The sequence below is a fragment of the Streptococcus sp. 27098_8_134 genome, assembly GCF_041431675.1.
Lineage (GTDB): Bacteria > Bacillota > Bacilli > Lactobacillales > Streptococcaceae > Streptococcus > Streptococcus sanguinis_R.
The window spans coordinates 201,878-216,036 of sequence record NZ_JAPVYD010000003.1 but is presented as its reverse complement, the minus strand read 5'-3'; the positions used below and the strand labels follow the sequence as shown (position 1 = coordinate 216,036).

The 14,159-nt window shown below is 42.7% G+C and carries 17 protein-coding genes; 4 read left to right on the top strand and 13 right to left on the bottom strand.

Annotated features, from left to right (window positions below; genetic code table 11):
- Nucleotides 1-2: 2 nt before the first annotated feature.
- From rnmV to O3620_RS08410, 4 genes are all read right to left on the bottom strand, one after another.
- Nucleotides 3-575: a ribonuclease M5 gene (gene rnmV, locus O3620_RS08425; RefSeq protein ID WP_032905616.1), complete on the bottom strand. Its 573-nt coding sequence runs from the start codon at nucleotides 573-575 to the stop codon at nucleotides 3-5.
- Entirely contained in the window at nucleotides 568-1,338 is a 771-nt protein-coding gene (locus tag O3620_RS08420; RefSeq protein WP_049547664.1) for a TatD family hydrolase, read from the bottom strand. The genes rnmV and O3620_RS08420 overlap by 8 nt, the downstream gene beginning before the upstream one ends.
- 95 nt (nucleotides 1,339-1,433) lie before the next feature.
- Nucleotides 1,434-2,675: an MFS transporter gene (locus O3620_RS08415; RefSeq protein WP_049547665.1), complete on the bottom strand. Its 1,242-nt coding sequence runs from the start codon at nucleotides 2,673-2,675 to the stop codon at nucleotides 1,434-1,436.
- Between the two features lie 130 nt (nucleotides 2,676-2,805).
- Complete coding sequence (locus tag O3620_RS08410; protein ID WP_049547756.1) at nucleotides 2,806-3,891, bottom strand: helix-turn-helix transcriptional regulator; 1,086 nt, start codon at nucleotides 3,889-3,891, stop codon at nucleotides 2,806-2,808.
- A gap of 205 nt (nucleotides 3,892-4,096) precedes the next feature.
- On the opposite strand from O3620_RS08410, the gene O3620_RS08405 reads away from it, so the two are divergent.
- From O3620_RS08405 to O3620_RS08395, 3 genes are read left to right on the top strand one after another with little or no spacing between them, the layout of a single operon-like run.
- A complete protein-coding gene (locus O3620_RS08405) occupies nucleotides 4,097-4,573 on the top strand; it encodes a DUF2975 domain-containing protein (RefSeq protein ID WP_002914100.1) in 477 nt (158 codons plus the stop codon).
- 8 nt (nucleotides 4,574-4,581) lie between these two features.
- Nucleotides 4,582-4,800, top strand: coding sequence for a helix-turn-helix transcriptional regulator (locus O3620_RS08400; protein WP_002899126.1), 219 nt, complete (start codon nucleotides 4,582-4,584; stop codon nucleotides 4,798-4,800).
- Nucleotides 4,801-4,802: 2 nt separating this feature from the next.
- On the top strand, nucleotides 4,803-6,218 hold the full coding sequence (locus O3620_RS08395; protein ID WP_002914101.1) for a DUF4153 domain-containing protein: 1,416 nt from the start codon (nucleotides 4,803-4,805) through the stop codon (nucleotides 6,216-6,218).
- 130 nt (nucleotides 6,219-6,348) lie between these two features.
- On the opposite strand, the gene O3620_RS08390 is transcribed toward O3620_RS08395, so the two are convergent.
- Together O3620_RS08390 and O3620_RS08385 are read right to left on the bottom strand one after the other, a co-directional pair.
- Entirely contained in the window at nucleotides 6,349-6,909 is a 561-nt protein-coding gene (locus tag O3620_RS08390; RefSeq protein ID WP_002902173.1) for a DNA-3-methyladenine glycosylase I, read from the bottom strand.
- An 11-nt stretch (nucleotides 6,910-6,920) separates the two neighbouring features.
- Nucleotides 6,921-7,385, bottom strand: a complete 465-nt coding sequence (locus tag O3620_RS08385; protein ID WP_002902171.1) for a pyridoxamine 5'-phosphate oxidase family protein — start codon at nucleotides 7,383-7,385, stop codon at nucleotides 6,921-6,923.
- 24 nt (nucleotides 7,386-7,409) lie between these two features.
- Here O3620_RS08385 and O3620_RS08380 point away from each other — a divergent pair, with 24 nt between their 5' ends.
- Nucleotides 7,410-8,027 carry a YafY family protein gene (locus O3620_RS08380; protein ID WP_002902170.1) on the top strand — a complete coding sequence of 206 codons (618 nt, stop codon included), beginning with the start codon at nucleotides 7,410-7,412 and terminating at the stop codon, nucleotides 8,025-8,027.
- A 61-nt stretch (nucleotides 8,028-8,088) separates the two neighbouring features.
- Here O3620_RS08380 and rpmH read toward each other — a convergent pair whose 3' ends face one another.
- From rpmH to O3620_RS08345, 7 genes are all read right to left on the bottom strand, one after another.
- The gene (gene rpmH / locus O3620_RS08375; RefSeq protein WP_002893904.1) at nucleotides 8,089-8,223 is read right to left on the bottom strand and encodes a 50S ribosomal protein L34; all 135 of its coding nucleotides are present in this window, start codon (nucleotides 8,221-8,223) and stop codon (nucleotides 8,089-8,091) included.
- Between the two features lie 138 nt (nucleotides 8,224-8,361).
- A complete protein-coding gene (locus O3620_RS08370; protein ID WP_371601640.1) occupies nucleotides 8,362-8,994 on the bottom strand; it encodes an HI_0552 family protein in 633 nt (210 codons plus the stop codon).
- Nucleotides 8,995-9,043: 49 nt separating this feature from the next.
- Nucleotides 9,044-10,069, bottom strand: coding sequence for an RNA-binding cell elongation regulator Jag/EloR (gene jag / locus O3620_RS08365; RefSeq protein WP_125340297.1), 1,026 nt, complete (start codon nucleotides 10,067-10,069; stop codon nucleotides 9,044-9,046).
- Between the two features lie 21 nt (nucleotides 10,070-10,090).
- The gene (locus O3620_RS08360) at nucleotides 10,091-10,906 is read right to left on the bottom strand and encodes a YidC/Oxa1 family membrane protein insertase (RefSeq protein WP_002899132.1); all 816 of its coding nucleotides are present in this window, start codon (nucleotides 10,904-10,906) and stop codon (nucleotides 10,091-10,093) included.
- The gene (gene rnpA, locus O3620_RS08355; RefSeq protein ID WP_002899133.1) at nucleotides 10,890-11,249 is read right to left on the bottom strand and encodes a ribonuclease P protein component; all 360 of its coding nucleotides are present in this window, start codon (nucleotides 11,247-11,249) and stop codon (nucleotides 10,890-10,892) included. Before rnpA ends, O3620_RS08360 begins: the two co-directional genes overlap by 17 nt.
- Before the next feature lie 148 nt (nucleotides 11,250-11,397).
- Nucleotides 11,398-12,783 carry an argininosuccinate lyase gene (gene argH / locus O3620_RS08350; protein WP_002899135.1) on the bottom strand — a complete coding sequence of 462 codons (1,386 nt, stop codon included), beginning with the start codon at nucleotides 12,781-12,783 and terminating at the stop codon, nucleotides 11,398-11,400.
- A 14-nt stretch (nucleotides 12,784-12,797) separates the two neighbouring features.
- The gene (locus tag O3620_RS08345) at nucleotides 12,798-13,997 is read right to left on the bottom strand and encodes an argininosuccinate synthase (protein ID WP_002902161.1); all 1,200 of its coding nucleotides are present in this window, start codon (nucleotides 13,995-13,997) and stop codon (nucleotides 12,798-12,800) included.
- Between the last annotated feature and the right edge of the window lie 162 nt (nucleotides 13,998-14,159).

Sequence of the window (14,159 nt, the reverse complement as noted above, 5' to 3'; positions counted from 1 at the left end):
GCTTAGCTATTCTCATAAGATTTCATAACATCTTCCACTTCCGCCAAAGTCACCCCAAACAATTCCAAGCGTTTAAGCAGCTGCTTACCGTTAGAATAGCCGATACGGAGCTGCTCACCAAGATACTCTCGACGCTGACGGCTGTCACTTCCCATAAGCAGTCCCAGTCGTACGAGGTCACTTTTGCTTATGTCAAAATTATCCTCATCATCAAAATATCCGACTAGACCAGCTAACGCCTGCTGTAAATCCTCAAATGAAGCGTGCTCTACTCCCAGCGATTTACCTTTGTTCTTAGACTTGGGCGTTGCCTCATCTCGACGAAGAAAGGCATGCTGAGCAGTAGGCACAGTCTCCATAATCATTCGACGGATACGCTCACCGTTGTAGTCTGGATCAGTAAAGACAATAACACCACGCAGCTGGTGCAGTTTCGCAATCCGCTCTAAGTCTTCTTCATTGATCGCAGAGCCTCTTGTCTCATAAGTGTCAACTTGGTAAAATCGCTGAAGATTGGCTGTGTCATCCTTGCCCTCAACGACAAGCACCTGAGGGATTTTTATCTTCTCAATCAAGCCCAAACACCTTCTTTGCATTATCATAGGTCGCCAGCGCTACTTCTTCGACAGTCAGCTCACGCAGATCAGCAATTTTCTCTACAACATAGCAAGTATAGGCTGTTTTGTTTTCTCGGCCACGCTTGGGAACAGGCGCCAAGTAAGGTGCATCAGTCTCGACGAGGATCTTGTCCAAGGGCAAGTTCTGCGCAGCTTCTTGAATATCTGTCGCTTTTTTAAAGGTGACGACTCCAGAAAAGGAAATCATCATTCCTAGCTCGATAAAGCGCTCTGCCATTTCCAAAGAACCGGAATAAGAGTGCATGATACCGCCCTGAGAACCAACTCCCTCACTCTTGATAATCTCATAGGTATCCTCCAATGCGTCACGTGTGTGAACGACAAAGGGAAGGTTCAGTTCTTTGGAGAGCTGGATTTGGCGGCGAAATACCCGCTCCTGAACATCCTTGGGTGCAGTCATCCAGTGATAGTCCAGCCCAATCTCGCCCAGAGCCACCACCTTGGGATGACGAAGCTTGTCCAGCAGATAGGCTTCCACCGCCTCATCATAAGTCCCAGCCTCAGTCGGATGCCAGCCAATCGTAGCATAAAGCTGATCATAGCAATCTGCCAGCTCCAGGGCGCGCTCAATGGTCGGTCGGTCAAAACCGACAATATTTATTTTGCTGACGCCCATTTCTGTAGCCAGCTGCAGCTCCTCTGCCTCTCGACCAGCAAATTCTTCCACATTTAAATGCGTATGTGTATCAAAAATCTTCATGGTTTACTTCCTTGTATTTCCTGTCCTTTATTATACCAAAAATGACCTAAAAAATCAGAAGTCTCTTCAAAGCAGAAAAATAAGATAGCTGCCATTCAACAGCTATCCGAATCTGTCTTCAAGTTCTCCATTGGAATAATTAAGTAAAAAGACAGTGCCAGCATTAACACAAGCGGGAGGAGAATATAAATAATTCCCATGCTGCTGGCAAGAGCTATTAACAGCATGGATAAAACACTCGGAACAGCCATGCTAAATAGATTAATAGCCGACTGGATGGCTCCCATGGACTCTTCTGGAATCATACTGAATACAGATTTCTGCAATCTTGGACTCAGCAAACCGACTGTAACAGAGCAAGCAAAGCTCGCTATCAGAACAAGTAAAAAGTTTTGCCAGAAAAAACAGCAAAGAATAAAACCTTCACATACTTGGCTACTATACATAGCAAGCTTCGTCGAAAGTTTTTTCAGCAAACTGCCACTCAAAATATTTCCTAAGATCAGACCAGCGGAACTTAGAACAATTAACACGGCAATGGACTGACCAACCTGCAAATTCCAAAAAGGCCTTTTCAGCAACAAAAGAGTCGCTACTGGCGTCAGAATGTTCAGAGTGACCTGCCCAAAGGTTGAAACCAATAACAACCTCACAACGTTTTTCAATCCCAGTAAGACCTTAAGAGAATCCAATAAATGCTGCCAAAAATTCTCTTTATTTAGCTCCTTGGCACTGCTGAGCTCCGGTTCTAAGTCCTGTAAGCTTTTACTAATATGCCAAAAACCAAGGTAAGCTAGCAAGAATGTCAGAGCATTCAGTCCTGCCAAAGCTCCAATACTCATCCAAGCGATGAGAAAACCGCCAGCTAGATTCCCCAAAATATGAACCAGACTCATACTAGCCTGCCGAAAGCCCATAGCAGAGGTCATATCTTGCTCAATCACCTTTACATAAACCGGCGTCAGCATGGCACCTGAAAAATAACTCAGACTATCCGACAGAAAGTTAATCAAGCAAATCACAAGCAGAATCAAGAAAGAGAAGTCTTGTCCAAGCAGCAAAAACGTTACCAAGCTATATAAGAGCACCTTACTAAACTGTATAAGCAGGTATTTATGAATACGATCCTTCTGAAAGTCCGCTGCAACTCCAGTAAAAACTTGAATTAACTGGGGCAGCGTTTCAGAAAGAGAAATCAATAAAACCGCAAGTGGAGCAAAAGAATAAGCGGAGACATAGTTCATCAAAGCCAAATAAAAAACAATGTCCCCAAAACCTGAAATCCATTGATTAATGAGCAACTGGCGAAAATTTTTGTTTTTTGAAAAAACAATCATACGACATCTCCTTTACTCTTGTTAGATTTTTGTTTAACAAATCATAACAATTAATTAATCGATTGTAAAATTTTTATTAGATTATTATTTTACAAAAAGAAGACCTAGAATGAATCCAGGTCTTCTTAAACTATCTTAGGTCTTGTTTGAACTTCTCTATAATATTTCGAATCAGTTCTTTATTGACCGTGTATTTAACCGAATCATCATCCACCACAAGCTCCAGCAAGCCAGAATTTAGGAGCTTTTGCGTATGGAATGAGATAGAGGCTCTTGTAAGCCCCAATTTTTTAGCTATATCTTTATTCTTGGCATGCGGCTGAATCAATTCAATCAAGACTTTATAGCGGGTTTCATCTCCAAGAGTTTTTAAGGTCAGAGCCAATGTTTCATCGTTAAGCTCTGATTCCGCCTTTGATAACTGGGAACTTCTCGTCGAAAGGACTAAGGAATAGGAAGTGAAATCAGGAACCTTTTCGAGAAAAGAGTCAATAAACATGGGTGACAGAACAAAGACTTGAGTGGCCTTTTCAAGAAGCTTAGCGTTCTGCTCTTCATCATCCATCACATCTAATAGGCTAAATTCTTGTTCAAAAGCTAGAACTTCATGCTCAAACTGCTCATAAATAGGCTGATAGAGCTCGAACACTCTTTCTAGCAAGGAAACTAATTGATCCCGAAGCTTCTCTGGATACTGAATAGCTTGGTACCAGTACCATTTATTTTCCGGAGACTTGTCACTATTCTCTATAAAATCCAGCAGATCTTCAGGATATCCCTTGGTAACTCCCCCTTTAGAAAGCTTAAGTGATAAGCAATAGATGATTTGCTCTGCGTCTAGTTTTTTCAGACATTCTAACAAGTCATGCAAATTGGCCGGATCTTCTCCTTTTTCTAGCAAGTAGAGGTAGAGGAGCGGAGCCAGTCCCACTGTAGCTCCTTCGAACAAACTAACCGCAACAAGCTCGCTTTTCAAAGGAAGTAAATCCTGATAAAGCTTATCATAGTGCGGCTGTACATCAAGAAGCAGCTCCTTTTGATTCTGCCGTAAATCCTTCCACATATGTTTATCTTCCCTTGAAACGATGGCAGGCACCATAAGAAATTCATATAACTTACTACGATAATGAACAAGCTTTACACCCACAGATTCTTCCCTCCTTACATACACATACTCCGCTTCTGACCAGAAGAGTATACAATTCCTGTTTTTCATTATACCAAAAATCAAGCAAAATATTCATCGTCTTCTAATCTGTTCATCTCCTGACAATAAATCCATCTTTATAAAATAAGAGATTTTTAGAAACTTTCATCTAGTCCTTAAGACCGATTTTATCTTTTTTCGATATTTTCTTATTGATTATCGATAATATTCGTGTTATAGTTACTAAGAAATGAAACGTTAGTCGGAGGAAATTATGACAGACAAAATGAAAAAGACTGCTGAAGATATGAGCATCACTCTTACAAAAATCAGTATCAGCCTTTTATTTATTGCTTCCATTATCCTGATAGCCCTAGGACCTTGGGTCGTCAACCTAGTTATCGAATTTCCCTCTCCTTTCTTTCAAGGGGAGACGCGCTTTTGGCTATTGCTGCTGCTCGGCTATGTCCTAGGCTGCCTGGCTCTGGCCTGCATTGTCCATCTCTATCGACTCCTTAGCCGCATTGGTAAAAATCAGGTCTTTATCACACAAAATGTTCAGTACATGCGCTATCTTGGCTGGGAAGTGGGCACTGTCGCTCTTATCTCCCTATTTATGGGACTGACAGCTTACTTGCCCATGCTCTTAGTCACTGTTTCTTGCAGTATATTGACCCTGATTATCCGCGTCATCCGCAATGCCTTTGGCAAGGCCATTGAGCTGCAGGATCAAGTGGACTACACTATTTAGGAGGTCTTATGATTCAGATAAATTTAGACCTTGTCATGGCGCAAAAGCGCATCAGTGCTGGCCGTTTAGCAGAGTTGATTGACCTAACACCAGCCAATCTATCTATCCTAAAAAATAATCGAGCCAAGGCTGTCCGCTTTTCAACACTCAACGCTCTCTGCCGTGAACTAGACTGCCAGCCTGGCGATATTTTGGAGTATATCCCTGACGATGAGGAGGAGAAATAATTATGGAATATCCAGCACAAGATCAGATGAATGTCCAGCCTTGTCTGCCCGCAGAAGCAGAACGACAGACCATCTTCACAGGCCTAGAGGACAAGCAACTGCGATTCTTTAAAATCAGCTATCTAATCCTCTATCTTTTAACCTACTTTTACTCTGCTGTATTTTTTAATTATCAAACTGCACCCTTTTTCCCGTTTGCAATCGGCCTTATATTATTAAGCGAGGCCTTAATCAGGAAATTGGCCTATCCATCTCTGCAGATAAAAAATCTTGACAGCAGATTAGAGGCTAGAAGCTTTCTAATCATGACGTTAGCCCAAGCCCTAGCTTTAAGTCTCTGGGGGCTTCATCGCCAGCTAGAATTGTTCCAATTTCTAGCCATCCACATCTCATTCGCCTTCTATATTCTGTCCCACACAGGCTGGTTAAGCCAAGGGCGTTTGGGTATCCTAGTCTGGTTTGACACCATTCAAGCCTTCTGCATCCTGCCCTTTAAAAATTTCATTGCTGCTATTCTAGTCTTTATAGAAGGCAAGCAGCAGGACTCTTCTGACAGCTCTGACAGTCTGTCTTCAAAGAAATCCCAACAGCTCGTGATTATCGTCAGCAGCTTCTTTGTTGCAGGAATCTTGGTCTACTTTGTCTGGTCCCAGCTAAGTCAGGTTTCAGACAGCTTTGCTTCTTTCTTCAGCAATACCGCTGATGTTATTGAAAATCTCCTTGACTCCCTCTTTTCAAGTCTTGATAGCAGCATGATTGTCTTCAAGGCCTGCCTGGCTGTTCCTGTCAGTCTATACTTGTATGGCCTCCTAGCCGGCAGTCTGTTAGGCAAAAAAGATACTAAACTTAGCTACAAAAAATTCCAAGCAAGCATCCGCCCTTTGCGAGTAGCACCCGCTTTCGCAGCCTACATTATCATCGGCAGCCTCTGCCTGACCTATGCTCTCTTCTTCCTGACGGGTCTGGGTGAGCTCGGTCAGCTCCTAAGCGCCGGAACAATAGCTCAGGCTATTTCTCCCCAGAATGCTTCAACTGTTGCCGTAGCTGGCTTCTGGCAGCTGGTTCGGGTCTCTATCCTTAACTTTGCAGTCCTAGGTGTCTTCTATCTGATTGCCAAAAAGCCACTCTGGGACCAGAAAGGGACGCGATTCGCAGCTACTATCCTCTTTATCTTTACCGGTCTGCTGGCTTTACTAGCTGGCTGGAAATTATTTGGCATCTACATCTACCTTTACGGACCAACACCGCTGCGCTTGATTTCAGCTTGGTTCATCCTAGTTCTCTTAGTCTGGTGCCTACTGACCTTGATTCGTTTCTACAAACCTATCCAAGCCATTCGCATCGGTATCTTTTATGCCCTGATAAGCTTTACCTTGCTCTGCTATCTTTATCCAATGCTTTTACCAGTAGCAAAATAAGCAACTGTGCTTAACTATACACAAAAAACCAGAAAGAAAATCAATTTCTTTCTGGTTTTTTTCTCTTTTTATATCATTTACCGGCATTCGATAATAGACCGCTCATTCTTCTAACTCAAAGGAAAAATAATTATATTCTAAAATCACACGTCAGCAAATGATCATTAACCATGCCAATGGACTGCATAAAGGCATATATGGTCGTAGAACCAACAAAAGAAAAACCTTTCTTTTTGAGTTCTTTACTAATTTTATCGGATAGATCCGTTCGAGAGGGCACCTCTTCAATACTAGACCATGAATTAAGAATCGGTTCATTATTTACAAAAGACCAAATATAAGAATCCAAACTACCATATTCTTCTTTTAATTTTAAATAGGCCTTAGCATTTTTTATAACTGCCTTTATTTTCAGCCTATTTCGTATCACTCTTTGATCACTAAGCAATTCTTCAATCTTCTGCTCGTCATAGTTGGAGAGTATTTCAGGATTGAAGTTTTCATAAGCCTCTGTCATAGCATCCATTTTTGACAAAATAGTTTGCCAGCTCAAGCCCGCCTGCTGACCTTCCAAAATCAACATTTTAAAGAGTTTATGCTCGTCATGAACAGGTCGCCCCCAGTCATGGTCATGATAATTTCTCTCAAGCTCACTATTTTCAGCCCAATCGCATCTTTTTATCTCAACCATCTATTTTCTCCTTATAGTTTGATTTTCTCAACTTGATTATTATCTAAGACCAAGAAAGCATCAGAAAAAGAGACTTCAAAAAGTTGCAAGGAGTTGCTATGCTGCTCAATAATATCTTGATAATAAGGATACTTCTGAATAAAAACGCTTTTTATATCCTCAATAGAAAGCTGGCTTTCTTTGACTCTCCCTTGAATCCGGACATACCTCCCATCACCTTTCGGGACTGTTGTAAGAGCTATACGATTATTGATTGCCAACTCTTGGATTTTATGACTATTTTTAAATGAGATAAAGAACAATTTCTTCATCTCCTCATCATAGTAAAAATTGACAATTCTTACATTTGGGATATCCTTTACAGAAGTAGCTAGAGCCATTTCTGTCTGTTCTGCCAATAAGGCCTTAAAATATTGATTCATATTTGACTCCTTTATTATTTTCTCTAAAACTAGTATAATATAAAAAGGTATCATTTTTTGAAACTATTTAATAAAAATATGGAGTTTCTCATGAATAAATCTCAAAGAATTAACGATATGCTTATTTTTCTCAATAAGAAAAGACAATTCAACCTAAAAGATATTATGAATCGATATCATATTTCAAAAAGCACTGCCCTTCGTGATATTGCCAGCCTTGAAACGCTGGGAATTCCAATTTATTCTGACTTGGGCCGGAATGGCAGTTATAAAATTCTTAGCAACGACTTGTTATCTCCTATTATTTTCTCCATAGATGAAATTTCTGCCTTGTATTTTTCCATGCTGACTCTGGAAAACTACAATATGTGCCCTTTTGATATTGACCTGCAAAAATTAAAAGAAAAATTTGAAAACTCGATTTCAGAACAGCAGTTAAGCAAGATCACAAAAATTGAGAAAATCCTTCAACCAGAAGTCAGAAAGACAATCAACAATTCTCAGTTGCGAATAATTCTTGATATTTTATTGCACAGGCAGGAAGAATTTTTTCCAATTAAGTATGAACAGCAGTCTCTTCTGGTTCAATTTATCAAACTATTTAGCCTCAAAGGAGATTGGTATGCAGAGGTCATAAACAAAGACACTGGCCAAAAAAGGGAACTTCCCTGCCAGTCTATTGACTTTTACCCATAAATTTAAGACAAAAAAACCAGCGGTCTCGAGTCTCCGCTGGTTTCTTGATGAATCGTTTGGATTAAGCAGCCAAAACTTTGCGTCCTTTACGACGGCGAGCTGCCAATACACGACGACCGTTTTTAGTTGACATACGATGGCGGAAACCATGTTTACGCGCACGACGGATTTTACTTGGTTGATAAGTACGTTTCACGATGAATACCTCCTCTTAGATTCTTGTATTCGTTTAGCCGGCTAGTTGTGATCAGTTACTAAACATACTTTACTATTCTATATGATTCTAAGCCTTTTGTCAATACTTACTTAAATAACTTTCTCTTTGTAAACGTAATCATATGGTCCGAGTCGCCTCATAAAAGGGAATCAAAGCTGTCATGGCCTCCTGCAGCTGGGAAAGCACTTGCTCTCTTGAAGCAGCCTGAGAAAGGGGAATATCGTATTTAATCAAGACCTTACGAACCTGACCGACCGCTAGCTGCTGAGTAAGGAGCTGGCGATTTTCCTCTGTTCCTTCAAAACGCTGACTCACACCATCTATCTGAGCAAAATAGTAAGCTGGCGACTGAATAGGCAACTCCAAGACCCGATTTTGCTTGCTGAGGCTGTGCTCATCTTTCTTGCGCTCCATGAAGCTCACCTCCAGCGATACCCCAAAATCTTCTGCAGTTCCATACAAGCGCAGAGCAAACATCGGTTCTGTGATTTCTCCATAGCCTTTAAGATAATTCCAAAAATGGGGCCGCAGTATCTGTGCCTGATTCATCCACTGGCTGGTTCGCTCCAAGGTCAGCTTAGGATAGAGGCTCTGAAAATCCTTGACCAAATCCGCAAATTCCTTGCGTGCCGCCTGGCCCTTAGCTCTTAGCTCCAACATAGAGGCACGCAACTGCTCTGCCTTGTCTGGAGATATATACTTAGCCCCTTGATGAGGCAGATAACTTTCAATAGCTGGAAAAAGTGACATAAAAAATCCTTTCTATATTCAAAAACCAGCATCTCTGCTGGCTTTCTTTTTATTCGCTGTCAATATCCACAACGACATAGCGGTTTGGCTCGTCGCCTTCGGAATAGCTAGTCACGCCATCGATGCGAGAGATGATGCGGTGGATAATTTTGCGCTCGCTGTTAGACATAGGGTCTGTGTGCTGACCGCGTCGGTCTTCCAAAGCCCGCTGAGCCAGTTTCTGCGCATAGCTTTGCAGCACTTCAGCTCGATGCTCAACATAATCATTGACATTAATGGAAATGTAGAAGCTCTTAGAATATTGGTTATAAAGATAGTTTTGCGCCAAGAGCTGCAGAGCTTTCAAGACTTTTCCGTGGTAGCCAATCACGCGCCCCGGTTCATTGGTATCAATCTGCATGTTGATAGTTCGGCGGTTGTGACTGCTGGAAATGCCCGCTTCAACATCCATCTCATCAACGATTTTCTGAACGTAGTCCGTTACGTTTTCAACTACTTCTTCAATATCATAGTCTGCTTCGACTTGGATGCCTAAATCAGCAAAAGAGCTTTCTTCTGTTTCTGTCGGCTCAGCCTTGTCTTTAGCTGCTTGTTCAAAAGAGATAACCTTGCTATCGCCCTCTTCTGCTTGAGCAATTGACTCATCAATAGCTTGGTTGGTCTTGAGAAGATCAATAGTGCCAGTCTCTTCTAAAATTGTATTGGCTTGCTTGTCATTTTTGAGAATTTCAGCCTTGACCTCATCTGAGATAACTTCGCCTTCGCCTTCGACCTTCTTGATGGCAGCTACCACACGGCCCAAATCAACCGTCGCTTCACTGACAGACTGCACAGGCTCATTCTGAGCATTAATCTCTTCGGGAACACCTTTTACAGCCTTTTGATTGGCCTTGACAACTGTCGTCTCAGCAATAGGCTCGACATCCACCTGAGCTGGCTTCTTGCCAAACAGACCTAAAAAGCCTTTTTTCTCACGTGAAATAACAGTGATATGCGCTCTCATACGTGGAATATCCAACGTTTTCAAACCATTTTGAATGGCTTCTTCAACACTTGCTCCTGTAAAAATAACCATTGCAAGAGTCCTCCTTCTTACTTACTTTTTCTTTTTCTGTGCTTTTTTCAGGGCACGTTTCTTTTTCTGTTCCAATTGACGCTCTGACCGTTCCTTAGCTTCCCGCTCGGCAATGATTTTAAAAGGATTGCTCAGCAGCAAGGTCTGAACCACCTGATAAGCATTTGAGACCGCCCAGTAGAGGGCCACCCCACTCGCTGCATAGAGGGCAAAAAAGAAAATCACAACTGGCATCAGGTACATCATGACTGTCATCCCGCCATTTCTCTCAGGCAAGGCTTTGTTTGAAAGCCAAGTACTGAAGAAAGTGAAGAGAGCCGCCAACAGCGGAAGAATAAAGGTCGGATCTGTCGCTCCTAGATTGAGCCAGAGGAAGTGACCTGTTTTCATAAAATCAACCCGAGTCAGGGCTTGAAACAGAGCCAAGAGCACTGGCATCTGGATAAAGAGCGGAATGAATGAGGCATAGGGATTGACACCCTTCTCTTTGTAGAGTTTTTGCGTTTCCTCAGCCAAGGCCGTTCTGCTCTCCATATCCTTACCAGGATACTTTTCCTGTAGCTGCTTGATATGCGGCTGCACTTCCTGCAGCTTACGCGAAGAAGTCGTCTGGAATTGGAAGACCGGCAGGAGAACTGTCCGGATAATCAAGGTAAAGAGAATAATCCCAATCCCCTTGCTTCCACCAAAGGATAGAAAACGAATGGTGTCTGCAAAGAAATATACTAGCTGTTCCCAGAAGCCATGTGAATCGGCTGTAACTTGACTGGTTCCGCAGGCTGTGAGAAAGAGCAGCGAGGCAACCAGCAAAATCCCTAATTTACTTTTCTGTTTCACAAATGAATCCTTCCTGATAAAGTTTAGCAATCTTTAATACATGCAATAAATTTTGTTCAACTTGGTGGTAGTCCAGCTCCTCTACTCCTTTGCGAGCAATAACTACGAAGTCTGCCTGGACTAGATGTTTTTGATGCTGCATCAAGACATGGCGGATTTTTCTTTTAATACGATTACGAACTACTGCATTCCCCAACTTTTTACTGACGGAAATTCCTACTCGAAAATGCTTTTGCTCTTTTTCTAACATGTAAACGACAAATTTTCGATTAGCAAAACTCTGTCCTCTTTTAAAAATCGCATTAAAATCTTTTTCGCTCTTGACGCGATAGTTTTTTCTCAAAACTCAACTCCATCCACCAAAATTATATCTATTATACCATATTTTTCGAAAATGCCAATAAGTCCTGCTATGACGCCGTTTTTGCAAATATTTAAAAGGTTGATTCACCAAAAGAACACCGCAATTCCCTTGCGATGTTCCCTATATCTTATTTCTTTTCCAGCTGTTTCTTAGCTCTTTCCAACTCCTGACGAATCTGTGCAAATCCTGTCCCGCCAAGGGAATTCCGCTTTTGTACAGCCGTTTGTGATTCGAGCGCTTGATAAATATCTTCCTCAATCAGTGATGACACTTCTTGATAGCGGCTCAGCGGAATATCCTGTAGATAATAGCCTGCCTTGCTGCATTCCAGCACCAACTTTCCGACAATCTCATGGGCTTCCCGGAAAGGCAGTCCTTTCTTGGCCAGATAGTCAGCCAATTCTGTCGCATTGGAGAAGTCTTGCTGGGTTGAAACCAGCATTTTTTCCTTATTGACTGTCATACTAGACAGCATACCCGCCATAATATCCAGCGATTTTTGGATAGTATCTACTGTATCGAACATGCCTTCCTTGTCTTCCTGCAGGTCCTTATTATAGGCCAAGGGCAGGGATTTCATAACCGTCAGAAGACTGAAGAGATGGCCATAGACCCGGCCGCTCTTACCCCGAATCAGCTCCGCCATGTCCGGATTTTTCTTTTGCGGCATAATGGATGATCCTGTACTAAAGGTGTCTGACAGACTGACAAAGCCATATTCATAGCTGCACCAGTTAATCAGCTCCTCGCAGAGACGAGACAGATGCATGATGAGCATGCTGCTGTTAGATAGAAACTCCAAGATAAAATCTCGATCACTGACCGCATCCAAAGAATTGTGGTAAATGCCTTTGAAGCCCAATAAATCAGCCGTCAGCTCCCTATCAATTGGAAACGTTGTCCCCGCCAGAGCCGCTGCTCCTAAAGGAGATAAATCCGTATGCTCCAGATTAAAGGCAAAGCGCTGACTATCCCGGCTGAACATCTGATAATAGGCCAGTAGATGATGGGCAAAGCTAATCGGCTGGGCATGCTGCAGATGGGTATAGCCTGGCATGATAGTCTCTACATGCTCCTCAGCCAAGTCCAGCAGCACCTGACGCAGATTCAAGAGTTTATCCGCAATCTGGCCGAGCTGATCCTTGAGATAGAGGTGCATATCTGTCGCCACCTGGTCATTACGGGAGCGAGCCGTATGAAGCTTGCCAGCCACTGGCCCAATCTCCTCGGTCAGAAGAGCCTCCATATTCATATGAATATCTTCATTACGCACATCAAACTCAAGCTCTCCAGCCTGATAACGTACCAGCAGCTTTTCTAGGCCTGCCTGAATAGCAGCTGCTTCCTCTGGAGCAATGATTCCCGTCCGTCCCAGCATTTTGACATGGGCTAGGCTGCCCTGCAGATCATAAGGAGCCAGACGATAGTCAAATCCGATGCTGGCACCAAACTCCTCTACCCAGCCTTCCAGAGAGGCTTCAAAACGTCCGCCCCACAGTTTATGATTCACCATAGGAAAGCCCCTTTCTATTTGTCCTTGTGAGCCTGAACCTCTGCGTGAACCTTAGATGGAAGACCCCATAGCTTGATAAAGCCAATCGCGGCATCCTGGTCAAAGGTATCTGCACTGGTATAGGTGGCCAGACTTTCATCGTAGAGAGAATTATCAGACTTACGTGCCACGACTGTCGCAGCCCCCTTATAAAGCTTCACTTTAGCTGTTCCATTAACCACCTGCTGAGTGGACTTGAGATAGGCAATCAGAGCTTCTGTCGCTGGATTAAACCAAAGGCCATTGTAGATGAGATTGGACAGTTCATTTTCGATAATCGGCTTAAAATGAGCCAATTCTCTAACTAAAGTCAGATCCTCGATTTCCTTGTGGGCAGCCAAGAGAGTCACCGCCCCAGGGCATTCATAGATTTCCCGAGACTTAATCCCCACCAGACGGTTTTCCACATGGTCAATCCGCCCAACACCGTGTTGTCCAGCTAGGTCATTGAGCTCAAGAATCAAGTCCGCCAGCTTCATCTTTTTGCCATCTAAAGCAACTGGCACGCCCGCCTCAAAATCAATATTTACATAGACTGGACTGTCTGGCGCTGCTTCTGGTGCAACCGTCAAATCATAGGCGTCTTCAGGTGCTTCATTCCAAGGATTTTCTAATACTCCGCACTCATTGGCCCGCCCCCAAAGGTTTTGGTCAACTGAGTAGGGGCTGTCCAGATCTGCTGGAATTGGCACACCATTAGCTTTAGCGTAATTAATCTCTTCTTCCCGAGACCATTTCCACTCCCGAACCGGAGCAATCACCTTGAGCTTGGGATCTAAGGAGGCGATAGCGACTTCAAAACGTACCTGATCGTTTCCTTTTCCGGTACAGCCATGGGCAATGGTTGTCGCCCCCGTCTTGTGGGCAATTTCAACCAATTTCTTAGAAATCAAAGGTCGGCTCAGAGCGGACACTAGAGGATATTTTCGTTCGTAGAAGGTGTGTCCTTGCAGAGCAACCAAGACGTAGTCTTCCGCAAACTCGTCTTTAACATCAATAACATGTGATTCGATAGCGCCTACTTTCAGCGCCTTGTCATGAATGAAATCCAAATCATTTCCTTCACCTACGTCCATACAGACCGCGATCACATCATAATCCTTGTTCAGCCAAGTAATGGCCACCGAAGTGTCCAAGCCACCGGAATATGCTAAAATGACTTTCTCTTTAACCATATGATTACCTCTATCCTTCTACATTTTATTTTTAAACATTCTACTGTATGAAAATGCGAATGTCAAGAGAAATTTTAATATTTATTAAAATAAAAACGTTTTATCAATTTTTATTCAAAATCAATATATTATATACTGGACTCAAAACAAGAAAAAAAGAGT

Bases quoted from the DNA above. Each gene is read 5' to 3' on its own strand.
- O3620_RS08420 (WP_049547664.1), bottom strand. From the start codon at position 1,338: ATGAAGATTTTTGATACACATACGCATTTAAATGTGGAAGAATTTGCT.
- O3620_RS08415 (WP_049547665.1), bottom strand. From the start codon at position 2,675: ATGATTGTTTTTTCAAAAAACAAAAATTTTCGCCAGTTGCTCATTAAT.
- O3620_RS08410 (WP_049547756.1), bottom strand. From the start codon at position 3,891: ATGAAAAACAGGAATTGTATACTCTTCTGGTCAGAAGCGGAGTATGTG.
- O3620_RS08405 (WP_002914100.1), top strand. From the start codon at position 4,097: ATGACAGACAAAATGAAAAAGACTGCTGAAGATATGAGCATCACTCTT.
- O3620_RS08400 (WP_002899126.1), top strand. From the start codon at position 4,582: ATGATTCAGATAAATTTAGACCTTGTCATGGCGCAAAAGCGCATCAGT.
- O3620_RS08395 (WP_002914101.1), top strand. From the start codon at position 4,803: ATGGAATATCCAGCACAAGATCAGATGAATGTCCAGCCTTGTCTGCCC.
- O3620_RS08390 (WP_002902173.1), bottom strand. From the start codon at position 6,909: ATGGTTGAGATAAAAAGATGCGATTGGGCTGAAAATAGTGAGCTTGAG.
- O3620_RS08385 (WP_002902171.1), bottom strand. From the start codon at position 7,385: ATGATACCTTTTTATATTATACTAGTTTTAGAGAAAATAATAAAGGAG.
- O3620_RS08380 (WP_002902170.1), top strand. From the start codon at position 7,410: ATGGAGTTTCTCATGAATAAATCTCAAAGAATTAACGATATGCTTATT.
- O3620_RS08370 (WP_371601640.1), bottom strand. From the start codon at position 8,994: ATGTCACTTTTTCCAGCTATTGAAAGTTATCTGCCTCATCAAGGGGCT.
- jag (WP_125340297.1), bottom strand. From the start codon at position 10,069: ATGGTTATTTTTACAGGAGCAAGTGTTGAAGAAGCCATTCAAAATGGT.
- argH (WP_002899135.1), bottom strand. From the start codon at position 12,783: ATGGTGAATCATAAACTGTGGGGCGGACGTTTTGAAGCCTCTCTGGAA.
- O3620_RS08345 (WP_002902161.1), bottom strand. From the start codon at position 13,997: ATGGTTAAAGAGAAAGTCATTTTAGCATATTCCGGTGGCTTGGACACT.